This window comes from Paenibacillus sp. 2TAB23 (assembly GCF_052115165.1).
Taxonomy (GTDB): domain Bacteria; phylum Bacillota; class Bacilli; order Paenibacillales; family Paenibacillaceae; genus Pristimantibacillus.
Genome location: NZ_JBFRGD010000016.1, coordinates 82318 through 107839, shown reverse-complemented (window position 1 = coordinate 107839; position 25522 = coordinate 82318). Strand labels below are relative to the sequence as shown.

21 protein-coding genes are annotated in these 25522 nt (G+C 48.4%); 19 read left to right on the top strand and 2 right to left on the bottom strand.

Features of this window, described 5'->3' with window-relative positions:
• The first annotated feature begins 26 nt into the window (after positions 1-26).
• The 5 genes from AB4Z29_RS21575 (at position 27) to AB4Z29_RS21555 (ending at position 7026) form a co-directional block, all read left to right on the top strand.
• Positions 27-1817, top strand: coding sequence for an S-layer homology domain-containing protein (locus AB4Z29_RS21575; RefSeq protein ID WP_441945058.1), 1791 nt, complete (start codon positions 27-29; stop codon positions 1815-1817).
• A 15-nt stretch (positions 1818-1832) separates the two neighbouring features.
• Complete coding sequence (locus AB4Z29_RS21570; protein ID WP_441945057.1) at positions 1833-4130, top strand: hypothetical protein; 2298 nt, start codon at positions 1833-1835, stop codon at positions 4128-4130.
• A gap of 148 nt (positions 4131-4278) precedes the next feature.
• Positions 4279-5259, top strand: coding sequence for an N-acetylglucosamine kinase (locus tag AB4Z29_RS21565; RefSeq protein ID WP_441945056.1), 981 nt, complete (start codon positions 4279-4281; stop codon positions 5257-5259).
• Positions 5256-6572 carry a 6-phospho-beta-glucosidase gene (locus AB4Z29_RS21560; RefSeq protein ID WP_441945055.1) on the top strand — a complete coding sequence of 439 codons (1317 nt, stop codon included), beginning with the start codon at positions 5256-5258 and terminating at the stop codon, positions 6570-6572. The genes AB4Z29_RS21565 and AB4Z29_RS21560 overlap by 4 nt, the downstream gene beginning before the upstream one ends.
• Positions 6573-6831: 259 nt before the next feature.
• On the top strand, positions 6832-7026 hold the full coding sequence (locus tag AB4Z29_RS21555; protein WP_441945054.1) for a DUF2188 domain-containing protein: 195 nt from the start codon (positions 6832-6834) through the stop codon (positions 7024-7026).
• A 308-nt stretch (positions 7027-7334) separates the two neighbouring features.
• Here AB4Z29_RS21555 and AB4Z29_RS21550 read toward each other — a convergent pair whose 3' ends face one another.
• A complete protein-coding gene (locus tag AB4Z29_RS21550; protein ID WP_441945053.1) occupies positions 7335-7985 on the bottom strand; it encodes a YitT family protein in 651 nt (216 codons plus the stop codon).
• A 153-nt stretch (positions 7986-8138) separates the two neighbouring features.
• Between AB4Z29_RS21550 and AB4Z29_RS21545 the strand changes: the two genes are divergently transcribed.
• The 14 genes from AB4Z29_RS21545 (at position 8139) to AB4Z29_RS21480 (ending at position 24714) form a co-directional block, all read left to right on the top strand.
• Complete coding sequence (locus tag AB4Z29_RS21545) at positions 8139-8576, top strand: Lrp/AsnC family transcriptional regulator (RefSeq protein ID WP_183566899.1); 438 nt, start codon at positions 8139-8141, stop codon at positions 8574-8576.
• A 260-nt stretch (positions 8577-8836) separates the two neighbouring features.
• Positions 8837-9778, top strand: a complete 942-nt coding sequence (locus AB4Z29_RS21540; protein WP_441945052.1) for an aldo/keto reductase family protein — start codon at positions 8837-8839, stop codon at positions 9776-9778.
• A 205-nt stretch (positions 9779-9983) separates the two neighbouring features.
• On the top strand, positions 9984-11417 hold the full coding sequence (gene wsfD, locus AB4Z29_RS21535) for a glycan biosynthesis hexose transferase WsfD (RefSeq protein WP_441945051.1): 1434 nt from the start codon (positions 9984-9986) through the stop codon (positions 11415-11417).
• Positions 11418-11561: 144 nt separating this feature from the next.
• On the top strand, positions 11562-12278 hold the full coding sequence (locus AB4Z29_RS21530; RefSeq protein ID WP_441945050.1) for an alpha/beta fold hydrolase: 717 nt from the start codon (positions 11562-11564) through the stop codon (positions 12276-12278).
• Positions 12279-12444: 166 nt separating this feature from the next.
• Positions 12445-12837, top strand: a complete 393-nt coding sequence (locus tag AB4Z29_RS21525) for a DUF2500 domain-containing protein (RefSeq protein ID WP_441945049.1) — start codon at positions 12445-12447, stop codon at positions 12835-12837.
• Between the two features lie 47 nt (positions 12838-12884).
• On the top strand, positions 12885-13853 hold the full coding sequence (locus tag AB4Z29_RS21520) for an ROK family protein (protein WP_441945048.1): 969 nt from the start codon (positions 12885-12887) through the stop codon (positions 13851-13853).
• A 101-nt stretch (positions 13854-13954) separates the two neighbouring features.
• Positions 13955-14314 (top strand): hypothetical protein, encoded by a 360-nt coding sequence (locus tag AB4Z29_RS21515; protein ID WP_441945047.1) that lies wholly within the window; start codon positions 13955-13957, stop codon positions 14312-14314.
• Between the two features lie 135 nt (positions 14315-14449).
• The gene (locus AB4Z29_RS21510) at positions 14450-14845 is read left to right on the top strand and encodes a VOC family protein (protein ID WP_441945046.1); all 396 of its coding nucleotides are present in this window, start codon (positions 14450-14452) and stop codon (positions 14843-14845) included.
• Between the two features lie 382 nt (positions 14846-15227).
• Complete coding sequence (locus tag AB4Z29_RS21505) at positions 15228-16232, top strand: ABC transporter substrate-binding protein (RefSeq protein ID WP_441945045.1); 1005 nt, start codon at positions 15228-15230, stop codon at positions 16230-16232.
• Between the two features lie 143 nt (positions 16233-16375).
• A complete protein-coding gene (locus AB4Z29_RS21500) occupies positions 16376-17995 on the top strand; it encodes a helix-turn-helix domain-containing protein (RefSeq protein WP_441945044.1) in 1620 nt (539 codons plus the stop codon).
• A 137-nt stretch (positions 17996-18132) separates the two neighbouring features.
• On the top strand, positions 18133-19170 hold the full coding sequence (locus tag AB4Z29_RS21495; protein ID WP_441945043.1) for an NAD(P)/FAD-dependent oxidoreductase: 1038 nt from the start codon (positions 18133-18135) through the stop codon (positions 19168-19170).
• 156 nt (positions 19171-19326) lie between these two features.
• Positions 19327-19530, top strand: coding sequence for a hypothetical protein (locus AB4Z29_RS21490; protein ID WP_441945042.1), 204 nt, complete (start codon positions 19327-19329; stop codon positions 19528-19530).
• A gap of 344 nt (positions 19531-19874) precedes the next feature.
• On the top strand, positions 19875-22949 hold the full coding sequence (locus tag AB4Z29_RS21485; RefSeq protein WP_441945041.1) for a hybrid sensor histidine kinase/response regulator: 3075 nt from the start codon (positions 19875-19877) through the stop codon (positions 22947-22949).
• 835 nt (positions 22950-23784) lie between these two features.
• The gene (locus AB4Z29_RS21480) at positions 23785-24714 is read left to right on the top strand and encodes a methyl-accepting chemotaxis protein (protein WP_441945040.1); all 930 of its coding nucleotides are present in this window, start codon (positions 23785-23787) and stop codon (positions 24712-24714) included.
• Positions 24715-24889: 175 nt separating this feature from the next.
• On the opposite strand, the gene AB4Z29_RS21475 is transcribed toward AB4Z29_RS21480, so the two are convergent.
• On the bottom strand, positions 24890-25519 hold the full coding sequence (locus AB4Z29_RS21475; RefSeq protein ID WP_441945039.1) for a hypothetical protein: 630 nt from the start codon (positions 25517-25519) through the stop codon (positions 24890-24892).
• Between the last annotated feature and the right edge of the window lie 3 nt (positions 25520-25522).

Here is a 25522-nt window from a genome sequence, read left to right as displayed (position 1 = left end):
TCAATAGAAAACAGGAGGGATCGTAGATGTTGAGAAAAATCGGCAAACCGGCAATCGTCCTTACGACAGCTTGCACGTTATTATTCTCCGTTGCAGCTTTCGCCGCAACAGACGGCAGCTCGAAGCATTGGGCTTCGGACACGCTGCAGGAATGGGTTTCGGAAGGGCTTCTAAAAGGGGATGCAGCTGGTAATTTGAATGAAAACCAATCGATAACGAGAGCCGAATTCGTGGCCTTGGTCAATCGTGTATTCAATTACAGCGACACCTCCTCGCAAGTATTTGCGGATGTTGCCGCAACGAAGTGGTATGCGGACGAATTTTCCAAAGCGTTTGCCGCAGGCATCGTACAGGGTGACGCTTCGGGCCTTATGAAGCCAACCGCGAGCATTACGCGGGCGGAGGCCGCGGTCGTGCTGGCGAATGCGTTCAAGCTGACTGCGCAAAACGCCAATGCCTATAGCAGCTTCAGCGACGGACAAGCGGTTGCGGCATGGGCGCAGGATGCGGTTAGCGCTTTGCTTGAGAAGCAGTACGCACAGGGAAGAACGGGCAATCAATTTGCGCCATCGGCGAAAATTACGAGGGCGGAAGCCGTAGTCATGATCGATAACGTGATGGGCTATCTGATTCATGCAGCTGGGACCTATAACCGCGATGCAAGCGGAAACGCGGTATTGAATATAAGGGATATTTCGCTTAATCAATCTAAAATTGCCGGAAATCTATATCTGACTTCGGGCATTGGAGAAGGCGATGCAACGTTGAAGGGTGTCGCAGTCAAAGGCAACCTTTATGTGGAGGGCGGCGGCGTCAACAGCGTCACGCTTGATGGCACGACGGTCGGAGGACAACTGGTCGTAAACCGCAAGCAGGCACCGGTCAGAGTCGTCGTCAGCGGGGAAAGCTCCTTGCCTAACCTTGTCTTCCAGCGCTCCGGCAAGCTTGTAATCGAATCGCCGAATACGGTTGGTACAGTGACGGTGGCTCCTTCTGATCCCGCGGCAGTCATCAGCATTACGGGGAAAATCAAGCGGCTCGTTATTGAAAGCGGAGCAGTGGTAGACCTGAGCAACGCGGAGATTGAGGTACTGGAAATCAAAGGCACCGGCGCGGGTGCGACCGTAACGGTAGACGCATCCTCACAGATCGGCAAAGCATTGCTAAGCGGCGCCTCCTCCATAAAAGGAACAGGCAAGGTGAATGAAGCCGAGATTCATGCAAGCGGCGTTACGATTGAACAGAGCGTTAGTACGGTTAACGTGAAGAATGGCTTGACAGCGATCGTGAATGGCAAAGAGGTGAAGGGAACAGCGAACAATACTGGCGGCAGCACGGGCGGCGGGAATTCGGGCACGACGCCGACACCTGGAGTTACGCCAACGCCAACTCCGACAGCGACACCGGTACCCACGGCAACTCCAACGCCAACGCCAACACCGGATCCCGTAGGTACCGTGAAATTCTTTGCCTTCACGGATGAGCAAGTGCCTGTGAAGCTTAGAAACTATCATCTCGTGCTGATCGGCGAAAAAACGCTTGATTACACGATGACCCTGCAGCCATCGATTTTCCCGGTTAGCAATGACGATATCGTTGCTTCCGTATTGGACACGGACGGGAAGGTATGGGTAGCCTCGGCCAATGAGCTGACTAGGTTCAATATTTATGAACGGGATGCAGGCAAAGTCGAGGTTTTCCGCCAGGATGAGCATTTCAAGGGCGAGATTCAAGCGCTGCTTGTGGAAGGCGATGTCATTTGGGTGCTGACGAACGATTCAGTATCTCAAATCAAATATAAATCGTCCATAAAATAACGAGGAGGGCTCACGATGAAAAGATGGACTAAGTCAATGGTATCGGCCGTTATTGGCGCCAGTGTATTCGCTTCGATTCCGCTCAGCGCCTTTGCTGCCACGGCAGCCTTGCCTAGCGCTAAATTTGCTCCCGTCGCGTTAGAGGAGCGGGCTCAGAAAGACATGAAGTATTACAGCGCTTCGGAATTTTCGGCGCTAGCTGACAAAGATGCGATCCTAGCCGGATTTGCGGCATCCTTGGTGATACCTAGCGATTTGCAGGTGCTTAAAGTGATCGGCGAGGAGCAATTGACGGCATTCGTGCAGGATGGCGATACCCTTTGGATTGGAACGAAAAGCGGGGTTACGCGCATGGATTTCAGCGAAGCGGATACGCGTGATTACGTGCAGTATTTATCAGGCCCCCGCTACCTCTACAATGGCGATGACGTCGTAACCGGGCTTTACAGCGATGGCAGCAATGGCGTCTGGATCCAGAACGCCAAGGGCGTCGTCCATTTGGCTATGGAAAATAAGACGCTGAAGGAAAAAGCGGATATTCAGGAAGATATCATGAAGACGGTCAATGACCGTAACGGAATGATTCCGGATCAATATTATTCGATCGTAAATGGACAATATGTGGGCAAGCCAAGAACGAATGACAATGACGGCTTATGGACAGCGGCATATGCCATTGGCGAGATTTTCCGTTACCAGACAGCACTGCGCGAAGGAAACGAGCAAGAACGCGCGGAGGCTAAAGCTGCTGCAACAAGAGCCACCAAGGCGGTACTGCTGCTGAATCAAATTTCGGGCCGCGCAGACGGTTTCCCGACGCGTTCCTACATCGTGAAGGGGGAGGAGCAGCGCAGCGGCTTATGGTTCGAAGTGAAGGAAGCCGGAGCAGGCGGATACGCGCTTGCGGTGAAATCACGCGAGGCTGTTGGCGATAAAGGCGCTGAAAACTTTCAGATTACCGATCCTGACTTAATCCTTGAAGCGAAGCAGGCTTACGAGACGATGACCGGAAGAACGTATGATGCGGATTGGGGAACCAAAAATTACTACGGTCCGGATTGGATTTATCCTGTCGTATTCGACACGACGGTGTCTGGTCCGCGCAATGTCGGTTACTTGGAGCCCGGCGTCGCTTGGCGCTTGAAGTCCGATATCAATGAGGATCTTGATCCGATGCTGGCGGCATTGTACCGCGACATGGGCATTTCGGATACGGACATCATTTATAAGGCAGATACGTCGGCGGATGAGGTGCTGGCCCATTTCAGTCTCTTCTATTACGCAGACCGCTATTTATTCGACGGGTCTTCCGGTGAGGATGCTCACTTGAAAGAGCTGACGGTCCAATTCGCAGACCGGATGATGAACCATATCCTTACGAATGATTTTAGAATCGTTGACGCGCATGGCAATTCCACGACATGGTCCAAATGGTTTGCTTCCTATTTCCTGAAGGATGATCCGGAAAATCCGGGGGAGTTTGCTTATGGCTATGAAGACGGGCCGCTGAACGCGATTGAAATTATGAGCTTTTTGAAAACGACGATGTATTTAACGAAGGGCAAAGCGGATTACAGCGAGCACTATGCGCAGTATGAGCAAGCCTATAATAATCTGTGGAATTACAGCTACGACGGAACGGAAAACGGCAAAGGCTACATCCACTTCGCCAAGGAGCATTTGCAGCGGAGACTGGATATCGTTCCTCGCGATTATATGGAGTTCGACGATTACAGCTCTGATCCGGCTAGGATCGAAGACATCGTCGCCCGTCAGGACGTGACGCTGTCCGTTAACTACTCCGATGAGCATTTGTTTACGATTTCGTTCATGCCATTGATCGAACTGGAGCTGGAAGAGGACCCGGGCTCCAGCCGGGTGAAGGATTTGCGGGAAATTTTGGACCAATGGTGGGTAAATATGAGCCGCGAGCTCAATCCGCTGTACACGTTCGTCTACCAATTCTCGAATCAGGATAACACGGATGTCGACCTGGAGTCGGCGGTATGGATGATGTACCGCTCGCCGCAAATTCGCATCGAGCTGCCGGTGATGAATTCAACCCGCAAGGATGTGCTGCATCTGGATGATTTCAGCGCAAGGGACGAAGAGGAGCTGCTGCTTAACCGCGTGCTTCCGCCGGATGAGAACAAAGTATACAAATACAACAAAAATCCGTTCGTTGCGGATGAGAATGTTAGCGACGGCGTATATGGCGGCGTGAATTACAATGATGGATACATGAGCAATTCAACGGCCTTTACGCTTCCTTATTGGATGGGCCGTTACTACGGAATGATCGAAGGCGAATAAAGGTTTCGGTAACCTGGCCTGGGCGCTGTCGGTCGTCATGACTGAATAGCCGTCCAGGCTTTTTAATTGCCTTGAACCGGTTGTTTCTGCCACGACTGTTGGAGTGCTGCCGCACGCGCTTGCGGCCATGAGGAAAGAGGAGATTATTATGGCTATCGTAATGGGGGTTGACGGCGGCGGCAGCAAAACGTATGCCGTCATCGTAAATGATCAAGGCATCCAGTTGGGAGCCGGAGTCGCAGGCTGCGGCAATCATCAAAGGATCGGCGTAGATGCGGCATTAGGCCATATCAAGCAAGCTATTGATTTGGCGCTGGAAAAGGCGGGTCTCCGCATGGACCAAATTGATTTTGTACAATACGGGCTTGCCGGAGCCGATCGCGCTATCGACTTTTCGCTTTTATTGCCTGCACTGGCTACGATTCCGTTCAAAAGCTGGGACGTTGTCTGCGATACGATGATCGGCTTGCGGACGGGCAGCAGGAGCCATGCCGGTGTCGTGCTCGTTTGCGGCAGCGGGACGAATGCGGCCGGACGAAGCAGCCAGGGGGAGATCGTCCAGGTAGGCGGCTTTGGCGAGCTGTTCGGTGACCGGGCAGGCGGAGAGTATTTGGCCGCGGCGGCATTTCAGGCTGCCGTTCGCTCATGGGAGGGCCGTGAAGCAGGTAGCAAGCTGACTGATTATGTTGCGGCTTATTTTGGCGATGACCATCTGGGCACTACCATTGAGCGGCTGCTCGACGAGGACATTTCCAACGTGCCGGAAGCGCTGACGATCGTGCTGCATGAAGCGGCCGCTGACGGAGATACGCTCGCTATCGGGCTGCTGAAAGATACGGGAAGAGAGCTTGGGCTGGCAGCAAACGCCGTTATCCGCAAGCTGGGCGGAAACCAAGGCAAACCGATTCCGATCGTGCTGATTGGCAGCGTGCTGCAAAAGGGGCGCAGCCCCCACTTGATGAATGAGCTGCAGGCGATGCTGCGGTCGGAGAACAACGATGATCAACTCGTCATTCCAGAAATGGCGCCTGTATATGGCGCGGTATTGCTTGCGCTGGAGCGGGCGGGCATTCATGGGACGGAATCGCTCGAACCTATTTTTGTACAATATGGAGGCTATCAAGAATGAAACATAAAGATTTGAAGGTCGCGGTTATTGGCGGAGGCTCTTCGTATACGCCGGAGCTTATGGAAGGGTTTATTAAAAACTACGATCAATTTCCGATTAAGCAGCTTTACCTTGTCGATGTGGAGGCAGGCGCGGAGAAGCTGCGCATTATCGGCGAGCTGGCGAAGCGGATGTTCGAGAAGGCGGGGCTTGCGGTCGATATTCGCGTCACTCTCGACCGGCGTGAGGCGATTAAGGATGCCGATTTCATCAGTACGCAAATCCGCGTAGGGCAGTTGGCGGCTCGTTCGCTTGATGAGCGCATTCCTGCCGAGCTCGGAATGATTGGCCAAGAGACGACCGGAGCGGGCGGCTTCGCCAAGGCGCTGCGCACCATTCCGGTCATTCTCGATATTTGCCGCGATATCCGTGAGCTTGCTCCGGATGCCTTTCTGATTAACTTTACCAATCCGGCAGGAATCGTAACGGAAGCGGTACTGAAATACGGAGGCGTAAAAACGATTGGTTTATGCAATCTGCCTATTGGACTCCGCAATCAGATTGCGGAGCTGTGCGAGGTTCCCGTGACCAAGGTACAGTTGGAATGGGTGGGCATCAACCATCTGAACTGGACTACCCGTATTATCGTGAGGGGCGCGGACATTACGGAGCAATTTCTGCGTGAGATGGCTGGCGCGGGCGGAATGACCATGAAAAATATACCCGATCTGGACTGGGACCCGCAATTTTTGCAATCGCTAGGAGCTTTGCCATGCGCCTATCACCGTTACTATTATTTGCGCGATGAGATGCTTCAAGAGCAGTTCGCGGCGATGCAGTCCGTTGGAACGAGGGCTGAAACGGTCATGCGGCTGGAAGATGAGCTATTCAAGCTGTACCAAGACCCTCAGCTTGCCACTAAGCCTCCCCAATTGGAGCAGCGGGGCGGAGCTTTCTATTCCGAGGTAGCGGTTAATCTGATGACGGCAATCTATAACGACAAAGGCGATATCCAAACGGTTAATGTACGGAATAATGGCATTATTGCCTGCTTGCCGGATGATGCCAGCGTAGAGGTCAATGCGGTTATCGATGCTGAAGGAGCGCATCCAATCGCATTATCCGAGCAGCCGGGACCACAAATTCGCGGACTTCTGCAAGTTGTAAAGGCCTACGAGGAGCTGACGGTCGAAGCAGCCGTTCACGGCGACTACGATAAGGCGCTGCAGGCGCTTTGCATTCATCCGCTGGTAGGCTCGGTAGCGTCAGCGAAACAGGTGCTTGACCAATTGCTCGCGGCACATCACCGTTATTTGCCTCAATTTACGATGTAGAGGATAAGGCCTGAAATAAAGAGTAAAAGTGAAACTAAATAGAACCGCGCTAATAAACAGCTGCTTTCCTGCCTATGTGCAGGGTAGTGGCTGTTTTACTGTGCCAGTTGGAACCTGAACTGTTACAGGTTAAGAACATGACCCGCTGCGGCCATTTTGTTTACTAGATCTGTTTAATCACGTCGCCCTTAAGGGTAAATGATAGCAGCTTGTGCAGGCTTCAAGTTTGCAAATCACGATAGGAAAGGAGGGATAGCAGATGCCTTGGACAAAAGACGAGTACCCCGATTCGTTGAAAAATTTCATGGCACCTGTTCGGAATAAAGCAATCGAAATTGCCAACGCGTTATTAGAGGATGGCTATGAAGAAGGCAGGGCTATTGCAATTGCCACGGCTCAGGCCAAAGAATGGGGCGAGAACCGTGATAAGCAAATTCGGAAAAAGGATGCGTAGACGAGACCTCATCCTCATTCCTTCCCTCACAGAGGAAATGGCGAGCAGCCCGCGAATTTTTACTAATGGGATTGAATCTATAAGTCATTAATCGTAAACGCGGTGAATAAATGGACAGGAACCGAGTAGAATATGAAGCGGTTAGAGCACGCATATTTCCCTTGCTCCTAGCTTAGCATACCGTCTGATGAAAAACGGGCTGTGAAGGAGTCATTAACATCGTAAGTGAATGCAAGAGCTCACAGATATATACAGAAAAAAGCTGATCGAGGGAGGAAAACCGCGATTAGCTTTTTTTATTCCATAAGCTACTGGAGCGCGGACGTGGTACTGGGCAAAGTTTCTGATTTGGCAAGCTCGGTACGCTTTCGCTTCTTTTTATAGAAGGATAATACGCCGGAGGTGACGGCGATTGAAAGTGCGGAGTACAGCCCGCTCGTAAGCGAGAATGCGGTTAAGCTGGTGAGTACGACTAGGAGGTCGAACGTAAAGTTGATTTTGCCGGGATTGATCCCGTAGTTATTATGCAAATAAATCGCAAGGATTGTCGCCCCCCCAAAAGAAGCGCCATTCTTGAACAGAGCAGTAATGCCAGCTCCGATAATGGCTCCACCTCCTATAGCCCCGATCAGTGGTGAAATTGTAAATACGGGCAGTAAGCTATCCATGCTGCTGAACAAGGAAAGAAGAACGATAGCCAGCATGGTTTTGAGCGTAAAGGACCTGCCCATGTAAAAGTAGGAGAATACAAAAAACGGAAGGTTGAGCAAAATGAACAAATAGTGGAATTGGACATGGAGCAGAGGGGATATGCTTAAAGAGAGCCCCGCCGTGCCTCCGGTAACGATATGTGAATGCTTCAAGATGACCAGACCACTGGCCGTAACGAGACAGCTTGCTGCAAAACGAAGCCATTTTATTGTGTTTGCCTCCACTTTGTCGGTTGACTTCCTTGCCATATCGCATGCACCGCCTGCTTGAATTTGTTCATTTAAGCATACAAAACAAGAAGGAATGGATATATGATAAACTGAATGGAATTTATGTGAGTTTAAGTAACATTGAAGTAAATAACAGCATTTGTTCTGCAATGTGAAGGAGGGGGAATTATGATCGATCCCATTGACAGAGCGCTGCTCCAATTGCTTCAAGAGGATGGACGAATGACGGTAAGCGAGCTGTCCAAGCGGCTCTCCCTTAGCCGCCCCAGTATTTCGGAACGATTGCTTCGCCTGCAGGAGAATGGCATCATAACGGGATTTGGCGCAAGGGTGTCGCCGGCCGCGATCGGGAGAAACATTCAGGTCATCATACAAATGAGCGAATTGAAGGTATTTCCAACGGAGTTTGAGAAGCGAATCATGAATGACGATGAAATTATGGAATGCCATCGCGTAACGGGTACGGTCAGCTATATTTTGAAAGCGTCAGTTACGGGGATGGATGCGCTAAGCGAGCTTGTAGAACGGCTTATGCCCTTCGGCAATGTCAATACTTCGGTTATTCTCTCCTCCCCAGTGATGAACCGGAGCATACTGCCGAAGGCGTAAGCGGCTAAACAATCTTATCCTCAGTCCGCATGGATTTTTGATGCAGATTAGCTCTACAAGCAGTTTGATCTCGTTCCGTATCGTCAGCCTTTAACCGAGAATTGAGTAGTTACGCATGATATAGTATCTATACTCCACGCTAGATAGTGATGTTTTTTTCCCTTCTTCCCTATAGGTAACAACTTCTCTAGAATAAAGAAGCAAGCTTGGACAGCGCTTTAATTGCTTGCGAGCATCGAATCATAAGGAGCTGAGTGAAAATGCAATTTCGTCATTTGGGGAAAAGCGGTTTGAAGGTTAGTGAAATTAGTCTAGGCAGCTGGTTGACATATGGCGGATACGTTGAGCGCGATCATGCCGTGAAGGCTATTCAATCGGCATATGGACTTGGCGTTAATTTTTTTGACACGGCGAATGTGTATGAACGGGGAGAAGCGGAGAAGCTGCTGGGCGAGACGCTGCGGGCATTCCCGCGTGAATCCTACGTGCTCGCGACTAAAGTATTCGGGGAAATGGGCGATGGACCTAATGACCGCGGCTTATCGCGCAAGCACATTATGGAGCAATGCCACGCCAGCTTGAACCGACTAGGTGCAGATTATGTGGATTTGTACTATTGCCATAGGCATGACCCCAATACGCCAATGGACGAGACGCTTCGGGCACTCAGCGACTTGGTGCGGCAAGGAAAAGTATTATACGTAGGGGTAAGCGAATGGACGGCTGCTCAGATGGTAGAAGCGCACGCGATTGCCGATCGCTACTTACTAGATCGTATCGTTGCTAACCAGCCGATTTATAATATGTTTAATCGTTATATTGAGAAAGAAGTCATTCCGTATGGTGAGCGCAGCGGGATTGGCCAAGTCGTATTCTCGCCGCTGGCTCAAGGGCTTCTTACCGGCAAATACAGCTCGGTAAGCGATATTCCTGAAGGCAGCCGCGCATCGAAGCTGGAAGGCATGCGCAAGGGAGTAACGGAGGAGAAGATTGCGAAGGTCATTGAGCTTGGCCGAGTGGCGAAGGAGCTTGAGCTCACGGTAGGGCAGCTTGCTTTGGCTTGGATTCTAAGACAACCTAATGTAAGCAGTGCACTGGTTGGCGCAAGCCGTCCGGAGCAGGTAGAGGAGAATGTGAAGGCTTCGGGAATTAAGTTAAGCGCGGATACTCTAGCCCGCATTGAACAAATACTGGGGGCATAAGCAACCAGAAGAATAACAATAGTCCCTTTGCAAGACTGAGCTGCCTTTAGATTCATTAAGGCGGCTTTTTTGTTATGGGCGAGACGGCAAGCTTGACGATTGTCTAAGGCAGCGGTACGATTGAGTTTAATGTTTCCTTCTTTACTAGATTTTAGGCGTGTCATGCACGGGAGAAGGAGAAGTTAATAGGGTAGGAGAGAGAGTGATGAGAAAGCTTTTTGCCATCGAAAATGTATATGTCTTGCTGGCGTCTTGCGTCGCGATATGGCTGCTATTCGCAGGAGAGTTTATCGGCGTGGCAGACAACGGTGACTTTCTACGTATGATGGGCTCGGCGGGATTGAACTATTATGATGCATCGGAGTCATATGAGGATCGCTTTTTTGGTTATGCGCACGCATACTTCGCGTATGATCATTTTTTTCGGGGCTTTTATCCGTCTACGCAATTTATTGTTGTAACGATAGCTAGGTTTATTGGAAAGCTGTTTAACGGTTCTGCGTTTGACGTTCGGATTCTTGGCGGTATTTATGCAGCTTTGCTGATTGCGGCAGGTTATCTTATTATTAAATACAACAAGACAAAGTCGGTTACCACGGCGGTTGTGCTGGCGCTGCTCATGCTGCTTGTCTTCTCTGATATCGGGTATTTAGCATACTTTAACTCTTTGTTCGGGGAGCCTGTATCGTTTGTATTCCTTCTGCTGACAATCGGTCTCGGACTGCTGCTTACGAAGCAAGAGGAGCCCTCCCGCAGGACGCTGGCGCTTTTCTTTGCAGCCATTTTGTTTCTTGTTTGCTCCAAAACGCAGAACGCGCCGATTGGCGTGGGCTTTGCCCTTCTTGGCCTACGGTATGCTTGGCTCAAAGAAGATAAAAGCTGGCGCAAGCTCGCGATTATTCTATCCGCAGTGACTTTCCTTGCTTCTGTCGTCATGTACGCAGCAGCGCCGAAGGATTTCAAGCATATTAATATGTATCAAACCGTGTTTTTTGGCATTTTGAATCAGTCACCGGACGTAGAAGGAGATTTGAAGGACCTTGGGCTGCCTAGCCGTTTGTCGGTGCTTGCAGGAACGAATTATTTCCAAGGAGACACGGCAATCAAGCAGAATGATCCATCCTTAAAGGCTGAATTCTATGACCGAATCTCGCATATGGACGTATTGTTGTTTTATCTCAAGCATCCTGCCAGGCTGATCAGCAAGATGGAGTATGCAGCGGAGAACGGGATGAGCATAAGGCCTTACTACTTAGGCAGCTTTGAGAAATCAGAAGGCAAGCCGTCAGGCGCGATAGCATACAGCTACAGCACATGGAGCGAGTTCAAAAGGCATCATATGCCTAACGCATTGTGGTTTATCGCGGTTGTTTACGGGCTGTATTTCGCGGTGGCTGTCTTCGAATGGCTGCGGCGCTACGATAAGCGTTCCCGCATTTCGGCCGAGCTGTTGATATTGCTTGGCTTGACCGGAATATTCAGCTTCCTTATCCCGATTCTTGGCGATGGCCAAGCGGATATGGGCAAGCATTTGTTCCTGTTCAACGTGGTGTTCGATATGATGCTGGTTGCAGGCGTCGTGTGGCTTGTATATCAGATGGTCTGCTTGGCTTCGATGCGAAGCAGTCGCATAGTGTAGCATTTTCTGCAAGAGTACGGAAGCACTGAGGCTTTCGTACTTTTTTGTGCTTCGGAATCTTAATGCCCCATTCAGTCTGTCGAGCAACAAAGAACAAGGGGCTTCTTCGCTGTACACGTTTCTTATTCGAAGAGGAGGTATGGCATGTACGTATCCAAGCATGTGAAAAACGGTGAGATTGCTATACATTACTTGGACTCACTCCATGGCTCCGATCATGCAAAGTCGACATTAGTTGTTTGCCCTGGGTTATCAGAAACCGCGGATGAGTATATTGATTTGCTTGAAGCTGTGCAGCCAAGAAGGAGCGTTATCCTCTCTTTCCGAGGACGAGGTGAAAGTGAAACACCCAGCTTTGGCTATAACCTCGAAGAGCATATTTCTGATATTGAAGCCGTTGTGCAGGATGCCGGACTAGGTCCCTTTCATTTGTTCAGTTACTCACGCGGCGTTTCTTATGCATTAGGATATGCATTAAAGCACAAGTCGAAAGTTAAATCGATTATGGTTGGAGACTATCCACCAGAGCACAGGGCAATGGATAAAGAGTGGCCGGAAGATTACATCGATAACTATCTCATTCCATCTAACCGAACGCAACAAATTAGACCGGACGCAGTAAGAGGAATACAGAAGGAATCGCGGCAAATCGATATAAAAGGAAATTTTGATATGCCTGTTTTAGTTGCACGAGGTTTGCTTGAAGGTTCATTGGTGGCTGACTCTGATCTCGAACGGTATAAAAGTATGTGCTCGAAGTTAACGGTCAAGGAATATGCAGCTTCGGGCCATGCTCTTAAGGGACAGGACAAAGAAACGTTTTATAAAGACATTGTTGCATTTATAGACAGCATAGATTAAGTGATAACCCTATTTGCTATTGATTTCTGTAAGGAATATATGGCTAGTTCACAAGCGTATTAAGTGAATTGCTCGAGTTGCCGTGCAGCAGCATAAGGCGTTAAATGGGCGCCGGAACTCGTGCGGTTTACATCATTATTGCATATCCGCCAAAAGGAGAAATGATATGATTGGTTTTGATGAGAGTCCCGGATTTTTTGGATTCCTAAAGGAGATGCCGTTATTTTTCAAACTGTTTGGAGGATTCGTCTTTGCTCTCGTTGCTGGCACATTCCTCTATGTGATTGTTCGGGGTATGAGAACCTGGATGGGCAATAATGCTTCAGAAGTCGTAACAAGATCCGCAAAGGTCGTGGATAAACGAACCGATGTATGGGGAGGTTCCGGAGATTCCAGCGCAAATACGGATTACTACATTACATTCGAGATGGATGATCAATCGCGTATTGAATTACCGGTTAGAGCGGATAGATACGGCCTCATTGTAGCAGGTGACCAAGGGGAACTTACGTATCAAGGGACACGCTTCAAACAATTTCACAGACGGACGATCGGATAGGAAAAATCATTAAGCTATCTAAAAATAGTTGAGAGCGGAGATAGAAAATGAATCAATATGTCATTGGAATTGACTTAGGCGGTACAAATATTAAGTCGGCGATTTTCAACGCGCAGCTTCAAAGCATTCACGAAAGAAGCGACCTCACGGAGGCAGCAAAAGGGCCGGCCCATGTGTTAAATAGAATAAAGGAAATCGTTCAAGAGATTATGTCAGCAGAAGGAATCCATCCATCCTCGATTACATGCATGGGAATGGGCATCCCCGGATTGCTTGATCCGGATGAAGGCCTATCTATATTCTCACCAAACTTTCCCGAATGGGAGAACATTCATATTGTGGATCAGATGAAAAGACACTTTGACTTTCCTGTATTTATCGACAATGATGTCAGGGTAAATCTGTATGGTGAATGGTTGTATGGTGCAGGCGTCGGTTACAAAAACGTGGTTTTGATCACGTTAGGTACCGGTTTGGGATCGGGAATTATAATTGATGGGAAAGTACTCTACGGTACCACCTCTAGCGCAGGTGAAATCGGGCATATGAATATGTACCGTGAAGGCCGTCCTTGCCGTTGTGGAAGCTCGGGCTGTCTAGGGAGGTATGTCTCTGCGATAGGAATGGTTAAAACGTTCGTAGACAAGCTTGAGGAAGGGCGGTCTAGCATTCTATTGCAATGGGTAGGAGACGATCGGACGGCGATCACTGCCCATATGATTTCAGAAGCATATGATCTTGGAGATCCTCTTGCCATGGAGGTTATGAACGAAACAGGGGTGCTTCTTGGGTTTGGTCTTTCGAATGTAATCAACCTATTGAATCCAGAAGTCATTATCGTTGGCGGCGGTATGTCAGCAGCCGGTGATCGTTTGCTCCACTCCGTACGGGATACCATTGGTAAACATGCTTTGAAGCTTTCTTCCCAGGCTTGTAAAATCGAACAAGCGAAGTTAGGTGGACAAGCAGGTATGATCGGCGCTGCTGCATATGCGAAAAGTAAGATGGCTACATAATTTGCTCACAAATAGGACGAGGCTGTCGGTATGAAACGGCAGCCTCGTTGGCGATGGGGCAATAGAGTTGAATAGATTAGTGTCAGAAAGCAGGTGATAGGATGAATCACCTAGATTTATATGAGTTGGAATATTTATTTGAGTGTGAGGCAAGCCTCATCGAAGAAGGAATTCCATGGGTATATGGTGATGCAAAGTTTAGCCTAGCTAGGGAGAATAGAGAGATTGATTTTATAATTGGCATAGCAAGTAGATGCGGGGAAGTGATCATGAGAGTAGATCAACGTTCTCTGTTGCAATTAACTTTAGAAAACATCGATGAAATATTAATTTTTAAGGAACAGCAGTCAGAAGGCATAAGCATTAAGTTTGTGGATGGTAATTATGTGCGACCATTAACCATTCATACAAAGCCAGAGATAAGAATTACATGGGGAACATCATTAGAGCTTCAGAGATAACGGAAAATGGGCGGAGTCTCAGAATGTTTGTTAGATGGATAAATAAAATTATTTTTTCCTATGTCGATTTCAGAATTGTTCATTCGTCGTCCTTCATAGATAGACAAATTTAAGCGGGAAGGTTGTTGAATAGTTATGGGAGCAAAAATGAACTCGTATTTGATGTCGGAGGATGCAAGAGGTCAGGCGGATTTTTATATAGGGTCACTCGGTGGCGAAATTCAATTCCTCAGCACATTCGCTGAAACGCCGGGAATCCCCGAGGCGATGAAGGATAAAGTGATGCATTTGGCTTTGACAGTGGCAGGTGCCAATACGTTAATGATCTCCGATTCCTTCGAGCCGGTTGCGTATAACCGCAGCATCTGCCTTTCATTGAACTATGATGACGAATCAGAAGCCAGAACAGTTTATTCCAAGCTAAGCGAGGGCGGCGAAAGCAAATTTCCTCTCGCGCTTCAGCCATGGGGAGCCTATTATGGAGAAGTGGTAGATAAATTCGGTGTCACTTGGATGATTACCAAACAGTAAATAGTAAGCTTTTGAAAGACATGTATATGGATCTCAGGTGCAGAGAAGTGGTGAGAAAACACCTATCATTAAGCATTCAACTTTTGGAACATTATTAGAATAAACTAGGAGCATATCATATGGATATGCTCCTAACTCTGTTACAAGCAGCAAGCTACCGTGCAAAGTAATTATTGGAATCCCGAATCGATTGGAGAGGTCATTTATCATTTCTGGATTAGGTCCTGCATCCAAGCAGCTGCCGAGTTTGTATAAATACTTTTGTTCAGAATGTGCATTGAGTACCGTAATCGTTGTGAGGTACAATCGAGCCTATGAGAATGATAATGATTATCATTATTTAGGTTTGCAAAAATGAGTGGACATAGGAGAGGGTACGGTCATGGCTTTGCGAGGATTAGTAAAAGCAGGATACATATCGTTGTTTTCGGCAGCTATCATGCTGTCTGGATGCGGCGCTGAGGGTAATCAAACGGAGAATGCTGTGGTACAGCAGCCTTCAGCAACAACGGAAACGAACACTAGCCAAGCAGGAAATGCGGCAGCGGAAAAAAGAGTCGTAACGGACCAGTTCGGGGAAGTAGAAATACCTGTTCAACCGAAACGTGTAACTGCATTATATCGCGAGGATTATTTGGTTGCTCTTGGAGTGACGCCGATTGTGCAATATTATAACCCAATGTGGGGCAAACAGGACTACCTAGAGCTGGAGGTTCCATTGTTAGATGTGACCGGCAGCATCGAGGCACTTCTTGCATCTGAGCCTGATTTGATTATTACTGCTGGAGAGGGAGATGCAGCCCAGTATGAGAATTACTCGAAGATAGCGCCTACTTATCACATTACGAACGAGGTTCTGTCCGACACCCGTGAAACGTTGAAGACAATCGCGGATCTGGTGGGGTTGCCAGAGAAGGCCGAGCAGGTGTTGCAAGACTACGAGAGTAGGATTGGCCAAGTGAAAGAGGAGCTGAAATCGGCGCTTGGAGAAGAAAGTCTCGTTGTGCTGCGGATGAATGTGGTTGACCATTCCATCAATATTTTTGGCACTAAGAACATATTTATTGGAGAACTCCTTTATAAGGACTTGGAGCTCAAAGCGCCTGCTTATGCAGAAGCGATGACCGAGGGAAATATGGTATTGGCTGAGGAATCCTTGCCAGAGCTTGGGGCGGATCATATCGTGCTGCTGCCTTCCAACGGAACGTGGGAGGATGAGGAGAACGCCAAAGCATTGAAGGAAATGCTGGATAGCCCCATATGGAAATCCATTCCTGCTGTGAAGGAAGGCCATGTGTATCCGGTTGAAAGATCATATTGGCAGACGGGTGCCATCACCGCGAATTTCAAAAAAATGGACGAATTGCTGAAGCTGATGGCTCCTTAATGGTTCGATCATAAAAGCCAGCGTCTTGCTAGCCGTTTCATTTCTAAAAAAAGAGCAGCTTTCAACTATGGTTGAAGAGCCGCTCTTTTTGCGTTACAATAAATAATGATAATCATTCTCATTATTGAAGCGGGGTTTCAACGATGGAAGAACACAACAGCGAACTTATGATTACGGCTCCTGCCGCTCAATATAGCCTGCAAACGATTCGGTTCATCAGAAATGCGAAGCGTGATCACCGACCAGTGATACCAGAAAACTTCTATGCCCTTCTCCTTGTGACTAGAGGACGGGGCAGCATTCACATGAAGGGCGAGGCTTTTGCGATGGGTACGGGAAAATGCTTCTTGCTTCGACCAGAAGCTTCTGCCGCATTGGAGCTGGAAGGCGAAGGCATTTCCTACTACTTGCTCATATTCGGATTACAGTCGGTTAAAGAGGATAAAGGAGGGAAGAGCTTACTGCCAGCGAAGGCGGAGCTGGCATGTACGCCATTTGCCAGAGTGCTGGAGCTGATCGAGGATATTTATGGCTGCACGCATGAGCAGGAAGAGTTGAGACAATTTCACTGTTATGTCCGCTTTCAGGAGCTTCTTCTGCTGCTCATTAGCCAGAATCAAGACCATGCAGCTGTAAACGGCAAGATCGGCTCAGTTGAATCGGAAGGCATTGACCAGTCCATTCGCCATATCCAGCAGCATTACCGGAATGTGCTGACGGTCGAGGAGCTGGCTGATCTGGCGGGAATTGACCGATGGAAATATACCCGTCTGTTTAAGGAAAAGACAGGGCTGGTGCCGCTCCAATATTTGAATGGGATACGGATCGAGCAAGCCAAACGCCGGCTGACGCGGGGAGAAGAACGCTTATCTGAAGTTGCGGAGCATGCCGGATTCACTAATGAATATTATTTCAATAGACGCTTTAAGCAAATGGTTGGCGTGTCGCCGGGACAATTCCGTCGCAGTCACCGCGACCAGCCCAGGGTTGCGGCTCCGTTTTTGGAGGATTTCCTTGTCGCGCTTGATATATTGCCGATTGTGCAGTATTCCCACGCGAAATGGGGGAAGCAGGATTACTTAGCGCTTCACCATGTCCCGACATTCGATGAGCTAAGCGAAGATTTCACAGCGCTGTCTGCTCATAATCCCGATTTTATTATTTTGCGGGATCGTTATGAGAACAGTGAATATGTACAATGCCGCAGCGTGTCTCCTCTTTGTGTTTTGGATGAGCATAGCGACAATTGGCGGGCGCTGCTTCGAATGGTCGGCAGTTATGTCGGTCGTTCGGAGCGGGCAGAGGAAGTCATTGCGGGTTACGAGGCAAAAGCAAGTGAGGCTCGTACAAAGCTGAGCAGCGTGAGCGGAGAGACTGTCGCATTTCTGCGAATATCAGCCGATTTCGTTCATCAATACACGGATACGGGGAGAGGTTTTGCCACTGCCGTACTTTATGGAGACCTGGGCTTGTGCCCGCACCGGATACAAAAGGCGGAGTCCGGAGGAAGCACTGCCAGAATGACAAGGCTCTCGCTGGATGAGTTGTCCATGCTAACGGCTGATCATTTGTTTGTTACATTCGATAAATGGCATAGCCAGGCTGACGGTGAAGAGAGGGCGCTGCTTCAGCATCCGCTATGGTCGGCTCTTCCGGCTGTAAGAAACAACCGCGTATATGAGGTGGATTTTATGACATGGATGAATTACGGCGTGATCTCCAATACCAAGAAAATAGATGATATCCTGCATGCGCTTGCTTAGTCAATGTGTCTATGATGGGCGCGAATTGCAAAGTTTGTACAAAATCTCCTTACAGTTTGTCCATTGATCTAAAGAGAGATCAAAGCCTACAATTATAGTGAGAATCAATCTCAAATATAAGTTCAGGAGGAAATACGTTGACGGAGCAATTGGAATTATACGATGTCACAATTATTGGCGGCGGCCCTGCTGGGATGTATGCTGCTTTCTATAGCGGAATGAGAGATTTGAAAACCAAGGTGATTGATGCAAATGAGCAGCTTGGAGGCCGTATGCTGATCTATCCTGAGAAGATGGTTTGGGACGTTGGCGGCGTGACGCCTACACTTTGCGAGAAGCTAATCGTACAATTGGAGCAGCAGGCGAAAACCTTCGATCCTACGATTATACTAGGTACGCAGGTTTATGGGATGGAGCAGCAGAAAGACGGCACGTACATCCTCGTTACATCTGAAGGGGAGAAGCACTGGACGCGCACCATTATTCTGGCAATCGGGCGCGGCATTCTGAGAATGGCGAAGCTTGAGCTTGAAGGGGCTGAGCGTTACGAGGTTTCTAACCTGCACTATACGGTTCAAGAGCTGGAGCCTTTCCGCGGCAAACGGGTGCTCATATCCGGAGGCGGCAATTCGGCAGTTGACTGGGCGAATGAGCTGGAGCCTATCGCCAAGCAGGTTACGGTCGTGCACCGGCGCGAGCAATTCGGCGGGCATGAGAAAAATATTATCAAAATGAAGGAATCCTCCGTTGAGGTACGGACGCCGTATGAGGTGACCCAGCTGTCCAGCAGCAATGGGGAGATGATTGACCGCGTGACGGTTGCCCATTTGGAATCAGGGGAGACCGAACAATTCACCGTAGATGCGGTGATCGTCAATCATGGGCTGAAGGCTGATTTCAGCGGTATTAAGGATTGGGGCCTCAAGATGGATGACTGGAATGTATTTGTCAACGGGAAGCTGGAGTCGAACCTTCCGGGCATATTCGCAGCGGGCGACTTTGCCAACTTCGATAGCAAGCTCAATCTCATCGCTGGGGCGTTCACGGATGCGGCACTAGCTGTGAACAGCGCGAAGCTGTATATGGACCCCGAGGCACCGAAAGTGGCCTATGTCTCCTCTCATAATGAGCGGTTTAAGGAAAAGAACAAGGCGCTTGGCGTTGTGGAGGAGTAGAACAAAAAGGATGGAGTCTCGTTGCTGAGGCGCCATCCTTTTTCCAATGGATGAAAGATTATACACGATACAATCTATCCCTTTATTTTAAATCACACGTTAGTTTAGCGCAGGTTTGGGGTATACATACTTATAAACGAAGGGAGATGCAGCGCTATGCCAGATTACTTGAATGTGACCTCTGAGATTCCGAACATTAATCCGGATAATAAACCGGAAATAACGCCGCCGTCTTCTCCAGAGATCTTGCCTAATCAGCCGGCACCGGAAATTATTCCGCAGACACCGCCCGAGATCAAGCCGGTTGTCATCCCTGAGATTAAACCGGATGTTCCACCGGAAATTCCACCGGGTACGTAACACAATGGCCAAGAAAGCTCTGTGATGAACGGAACTGGCTCCTGTATATGAGACAGGGGCAGTTCCGAACATATTCACAGGGCTTTTTTTATGGCTAGGAGAGCTAGTTGAAGAGAGGCAGTAAAACGGTTGACAAAGGTTGGGAGTAAGAAATTCGGATCATATCAAGGCAGCCATTTCCGTATGGATGGCGCTCATTTTCGRCAGCAACGCAGTAAGCATTGTTATTTTTCAAAGGAAGATGTAAGACATTAAGAGGAATTGTTCCTGCCTGCTGGAAGCTTTTCTAAAGCGAGCGTTGTTTGCTGACAGGAATCATTCCTTTTTTGTCGAAAAATATAGCTATGAAAAAGAATAGAAAAATACTCGTATACTTAACTTTATTTATAATAGCGCTAACAAGCCTGCGGCTTTATTGGCTCTTTGTCGTAACGCCACCGGAGCCTGCGCATGCCATTCACGGCGAATTGGATCTGCGTGAGTGGGATTTCGAATCGGGGAGGGCCATTTCGCTTAACGGGGAATGGGCGTTTTATCCGAATCAATTGCTGACGAATTCAGCGTCCATCGATAAGGAAAAACAGCCTCCCATGCAGATGCTTAACGTTCCGGGCAATTGGAACCATGTTTTTGGAAACGACAAAAATCCGACCTTCGGTTACGGTTCATACCGCCTGCTCATACAGGTCAAAGCGGATGAAGACCGCATTTATGGCATCCATTTGCCGACGACTCCAGCTTCGTCAAAAATCATTGTAAATGGCCGGGTAATCGCTCAAGCCGGGGAGCCGGGCGCATCGGCTGACAGCTATAAACCGCGAATCGCTCCCTATTCGGGAACCTTCTCCTCGGGAGAAGAAGAAATCGAAATTATTGTTCAGGTTGCTAATTTCAATGATCGGATCGCGGGGGGGATCTATTGGCCGATTAAATTCGGAAGCGACCAGGCCGTACACAAAACGACATGGTTTTCTGCGGGTCTCCAGCTGTCGGTATGTTTGGTTTTACTGGGCCATGCTATTTATTCCGCTATTCTATATGGAATGGGGATCCGGCAAAAGGCGCTGGTTTATTTTTTTCTATTGCTGCTGATTGCCATTGTCTCGATTCTCATTGATAACAGCTACCTGCTTATTGCATGGCTGCCGATTAGCTACGAATGGAATCTCAAGCTGTATTATTTGTCTTATCTGGGGATGGCCGTGCTCATTCTCCGATACACGATCAGCCTGCTGCCGGAGATAAGCCACATATGGGGATTGCGAGCGTACACGGCAATTAGTGCTGTATACGCAGCTGCCATACCATTCTTGCCAGTGGAATGGCTGACGTATACGGATTATATCCACGTTCCGCTCGTTATGATTTCTTTCTTGGCTGTTCCGGTTGTCGCATATATGGCGGTACTCAAGGGCAATAAGGACGTTATTTTTATTTTGCTTGGGATCAGCGCGATTACGGTTAACTCCATTTGGGGAATTGTCAAGAACACGGGCTGGATGGAGATGGGCTTTTATCCGTTCGATATGATCGCTGCATTTATTGCCTTCGGTTCCTATTGGTTTAAGCGTTATTTGCGGAGCTCGGCCCAAACGGCTAAGCTTGCCGAGAAACTTCTCGATGAAGATAAACGCAAGGATCAGTTTTTGGTGCAAACCTCTCATGAGCTGCGAAATCCGTTGCATGGCATGCTTGCCATTGCCCAGACGATTCTTAGCGGAGACGAGAGAGTGGATGATGCCAAAAATCGTGACAATATGGGCCTGCTCCTATCGGTAGGCAAGCGCATGTCTTACTTGCTCAATGATTTGCTTGATATATCGCGTCTCAAAGAGAAGCAAGTTCGACTCGAACTAAAGGCTGTATCTGTTCAAGCAGTTGCTGCCGGTGTGTGCGATATGATCCGCTTGATGACAGCGGGCAAGCCAGTCGAGCTTGTCAACCGCATTCCGGATGAGCTGCCTGTTGTGCTAGCCGATGAGAACCGGCTTGTGCAGATTTTATTTAATTTGCTTCACAACGCCGCAAAATTTACGGATGAAGGCATCATAACCGTAGACGCGCGAATAAAAGATGGGCAAGCGGTTATTACCGTAACGGATACGGGTATCGGAATGAACGAAGAGCAGCTTCGGAAAGCATTCGAGCCTTATGAGCAGGGAGTAGACGGTAATATTGCGTATGCAAGCGGTCTAGGGCTGGGTCTCGGTATTTGCAAGCAGCTTATAGAGCTTCATGAAGGCGAGATTACAGTAAGCTCAAAACGAGGTTTTGGATCTGTATTTACCTTTACTTTGCCGTTATTTAATGCTGCTATAGATGAGGAAAAGCCTTCAGTAATTCCTCTTCCGGTTCAGGCGATGCTGCGAGAAACAGCGGCCGCCTTTGCGAAGCCGGTGAACGCGCCTCAGGCAGGAGGTTCGGTAAGCCGCTTGCACCTGTTGGTGGTGGATGATGATCCGATTAATTTAAGTGTAATGAGAAACGTATTGTCGCATGAGGGCTTCGAGGTCGTAACGGCGACTAGCGGCAAGGAAGCATTAAATCAATTGACAGCCGTAGAGTGGGATTTGATCATTACGGATGTGATGATGCCCAATATGTCGGGCTATCAGCTCACGCAAGCGGTTAGGCAGCGTTTTGAAGTAACGGAGCTTCCGATTCTGCTTCTTACTGCACGAAGCCGGCCTGAGGATATTGAGATGGGCTTCCAATCCGGGGCAAACGATTATTTGACGAAGCCAATAGACGTGCTGGAGCTGAAATCGCGGGTGCGCGCTCTGACGGACATTCGCAAGTCGTTCAAAGAGCGGCTGCGTGTGGAGGCGGCTTGGCTGCAAGCACAGATCCAACCCCATTTCCTATTTAATACATTAAACGCGATCGGGGCGTTGAGCGAAATCGATACGAATCGAATGATGAGCCTTCTGAACGAATTTGGTGATTATTTACGCGCAAGCTTCGATCCAAGAAATTTGGAGCGGGTTGTCGTTTTGGAGCATGAGCTGAAGCTGGTACGCTCCTATCTCCATATCGAGAAGGAGCGTTTTGAGGAGAGGCTTCAGGTGCACTGGGAGATCGATGAGAATTTGACACTCGAGCTTCCGCCACTGTCGATTCAGCCGCTTGTTGAAAATGCGGTAAAGCACGGTATTTTGAAGCGCGCGCGCGGAGGCAGCCTGTACATTCGGATTAAAGGTTATGCCGATTATACGGAGGTTGTCATTGAAGATGATGGCATTGGCATAGAGGACAACAGATTGAATAGTCTGCTTACTGGGGAAGCGGCGGAAGGACAGGGAATCGGGCTTCGCAATACGGATCGGCGGCTTAACCAGCTATATGGTAGAGGCCTGCAGCTGGAGAGCATTGTCGGTCAAGGGACGAAGATTTCTTTTGTTATTCCGAGGAGTGGCTGAGCGGCCCTTATCCTAAGTACGATCACAACATGCGAGCGCGATCGCTTCTGTAATGAGTAGGACTTGCCAACAAAGGGTAAACCAGAGCGGGAGAATACCGGTAAAATATCGAAAAGCCGCGAAAAAGCCCCAGGAAGTCCCGGGAAAATACAAATAAAGAGCCTCAACCCCGTTATTAAAGTAGGCAGAGAAAGAGCCTTAAGCTCTACTTTAAGTGGTGTTGAAGGTTCTTTTGTGCTTTTTTATGAGTTTTCTTCCATTAAGCTTTGGCAGCAGCTTTTTTGCTATTTTGCTCTCTTGTCCCCAAAGTGAAAACAACGCGAGCATAAAGTGTCGCTATGCCTAATCGGATGCTGGAATATGTTCCGTTTATTAAGTTGCTATATAAGTTGAAATAATGAATGAGCTGCGCGGGCGGAGAGAATAAAGTCGTTCTGGAGAAATACAATGTTCGCTTTTGCCGACCAAATGGTAACTATAGATGAAACGAATCAAAACCATTTGTCTGCAACCGCGATCGGAAGAATGATTTTGTTCACGAAGCGATAACGGCATACTCATGTTTAGTTCATTTTATATAGAGCTAGATTAATAGTTAGTATCTATAGATGGGTTGTATGGAGAGGGCGGTGTGCATAGCACCGTCCTTTTCTATTATAGGGAGGCTTTTGTTTGTGAATTATTCCTAACAAAATGGTCGTTTTTTAGTCAGAATAACGGGCAATTGCTCTTTACCTGTAAAATACTTGCATTAATTGCAGCGGGTTTGTACAATTCGAGTGACGCTATTTAATAGTCATGTAATTGAATTGGAACGATAAGGGAGAATGACAGCATGAGCGGACTGCTAACAAATAATTATACGACTACCCAGGTACTCGATCAGGATTCTGTTTTAACAGCTGTCGAGCAATCGCTAGCGATGATCGAATTTGATGCTCAGGGGAAAGTGCTATGGGTAAATGCCAACTTTGCGCAAGCAATGGGTTATCAATCTGAAGAAATGCTGGGCATGATGCATCGACAGTTCTGCTCTACAGATTTTGTTAACAGTGCTGAGTATGCTTTGCTATGGGATAACTTGCGCAGCGGAAGGCCTTTTCAGGATAAAATATTGCGAATGACTAAAAATGGCAGCATGATTTGGCTGGAGGCAACTTACATGCCGATCCGTAATGCGGAGGGCCATGTTGAAGCTGTATTAAAAATAGCTACCGACATCAATATTCGCGAGCAAGCAACGGCCAAAATTACTGGCGAATTGCTAGAGATGTCGGAAGAGCTGCTCGGCCGGGCGAAAATGGGAATCGCGCAGAGTCAGGATGTCGAGCTAGCGATAGAGAAGGTAGTTTCAGAGACGGACGGCATGATGGTTCTTCTTCGCGAGCTTGAGAAGCAGACGGAGTTGATTAGCGGTATCGTGCGAACGATCCGTGATGTAGCGACCCAGACGAATCTACTCGCTCTGAATGCGGCCATTGAGGCTGCACATGCTGGCGAGCACGGGCGCGGCTTCAACGTTGTTGCGACGGAGGTTCGCAATCTTGCTGGTCAGGTGCAGGAGGCAACAAAAGAAGTAGGAACCTATGTTGAAGGAATCGTTACCCGCGTCCATGAAATGACGAAAGGAACAACGCAATCAAAGTCCGCAGTGGCAGTGAGCCAGCAGCGCATTCAGCAAGCCGTCAACGAATTTATGGGTATCGGAGAAGCAGCCGTTCAACTGGATGCGCAGGCCAAAGAGCTCCGAATAACGATGCAGTAAACGGTCAGTCTATAAGAAGGCTGCCCGCAAGTTGTTCAGAATATAGAGGGACAGCCTTTAATGTAGTAGGCGTAGTCAAGTTCAGTCGATCAATCCGGATTGAAATGGTTTAGGTTTCTAAGGCTATTACTTAGGTTTTAAACAAATTAGGATATTCGCATATACGTCATCTACATTAGTCATGAATGCGGTCAGGCCGTATCCGTATCCAGCTCATTTCCTCAAGGTTGAGCAGCTCTTTGAATTGTTCGACTAACTGCCAGGGAGACTCCAGCTGAAGCCAATTTTCATAAGTTAGAAGGCCGTTTAATTTCTGGATTTTCTCAGCATCTATGTTAAAAAGCTTGAAATGCTCGACATTGCGGCTGCTAAACTGCAAAGCGATTGCTTGTTGGAGCTCTGAAGATGCGCTAATCTCTTCCATATAACGGGCTCGCAGTGCCTCCCCCTCGTCATCGATATACAAGAGTTCAATGGGATCATCTATATCCGGATGCCGCTTTTCTACGAGTTGCATGAGCATAGACTCCTCAAGCTCATAATTGACATCGACCTTGGCTAGCAGTTCTTTCTTATGAATAATCCGATAACCCCAGCCATGATCCTCTGCGTTATGGAAAAACAGCACGGGTACATCCCCGGAAAGGTCGTTAACAGCCTCGGAGGGTTCGTCGCTTACACCGGTTTCATCGGTGAAAAAGACAAGCCAATCCTCATTTAGCTCCTTTATGTAACTCAATTGATCTGATGTGATTTGTTCTTTGAACGAAACGAGCGTCAGGTTGCCCGCTGTAAATTCACTCATCGT

Excerpts from the sequence above, each read along its gene's own strand:
- AB4Z29_RS21560 (WP_441945055.1), top strand. The coding sequence starts at position 5,256 with ATGAAACATAAAGATTTGAAGGTCGCGGTTATTGGCGGAGGCTCTTCG.
- AB4Z29_RS21505 (WP_441945045.1), top strand. The coding sequence starts at position 15,228 with ATGGCTTTGCGAGGATTAGTAAAAGCAGGATACATATCGTTGTTTTCG.
- AB4Z29_RS21515 (WP_441945047.1), top strand. The coding sequence starts at position 13,955 with ATGAATCACCTAGATTTATATGAGTTGGAATATTTATTTGAGTGTGAG.
- AB4Z29_RS21540 (WP_441945052.1), top strand. The coding sequence starts at position 8,837 with ATGCAATTTCGTCATTTGGGGAAAAGCGGTTTGAAGGTTAGTGAAATT.
- AB4Z29_RS21530 (WP_441945050.1), top strand. The coding sequence starts at position 11,562 with ATGTACGTATCCAAGCATGTGAAAAACGGTGAGATTGCTATACATTAC.
- AB4Z29_RS21485 (WP_441945041.1), top strand. The coding sequence starts at position 19,875 with ATGAAAAAGAATAGAAAAATACTCGTATACTTAACTTTATTTATAATA.
- AB4Z29_RS21520 (WP_441945048.1), top strand. The coding sequence starts at position 12,885 with ATGAATCAATATGTCATTGGAATTGACTTAGGCGGTACAAATATTAAG.
- AB4Z29_RS21510 (WP_441945046.1), top strand. The coding sequence starts at position 14,450 with ATGGGAGCAAAAATGAACTCGTATTTGATGTCGGAGGATGCAAGAGGT.
- AB4Z29_RS21565 (WP_441945056.1), top strand. The coding sequence starts at position 4,279 with ATGGCTATCGTAATGGGGGTTGACGGCGGCGGCAGCAAAACGTATGCC.
- AB4Z29_RS21570 (WP_441945057.1), top strand. The coding sequence starts at position 1,833 with ATGAAAAGATGGACTAAGTCAATGGTATCGGCCGTTATTGGCGCCAGT.
- AB4Z29_RS21490 (WP_441945042.1), top strand. The coding sequence starts at position 19,327 with ATGCCAGATTACTTGAATGTGACCTCTGAGATTCCGAACATTAATCCG.
- AB4Z29_RS21575 (WP_441945058.1), top strand. The coding sequence starts at position 27 with ATGTTGAGAAAAATCGGCAAACCGGCAATCGTCCTTACGACAGCTTGC.
- AB4Z29_RS21500 (WP_441945044.1), top strand. The coding sequence starts at position 16,376 with ATGGAAGAACACAACAGCGAACTTATGATTACGGCTCCTGCCGCTCAA.
- AB4Z29_RS21525 (WP_441945049.1), top strand. The coding sequence starts at position 12,445 with ATGATTGGTTTTGATGAGAGTCCCGGATTTTTTGGATTCCTAAAGGAG.
- wsfD (WP_441945051.1), top strand. The coding sequence starts at position 9,984 with ATGAGAAAGCTTTTTGCCATCGAAAATGTATATGTCTTGCTGGCGTCT.
- AB4Z29_RS21480 (WP_441945040.1), top strand. The coding sequence starts at position 23,785 with ATGAGCGGACTGCTAACAAATAATTATACGACTACCCAGGTACTCGAT.
- AB4Z29_RS21550 (WP_441945053.1), bottom strand. The coding sequence starts at position 7,985 with ATGGCAAGGAAGTCAACCGACAAAGTGGAGGCAAACACAATAAAATGG.
- AB4Z29_RS21555 (WP_441945054.1), top strand. The coding sequence starts at position 6,832 with ATGCCTTGGACAAAAGACGAGTACCCCGATTCGTTGAAAAATTTCATG.
- AB4Z29_RS21475 (WP_441945039.1), bottom strand. The coding sequence starts at position 25,519 with ATGAGTGAATTTACAGCGGGCAACCTGACGCTCGTTTCGTTCAAAGAA.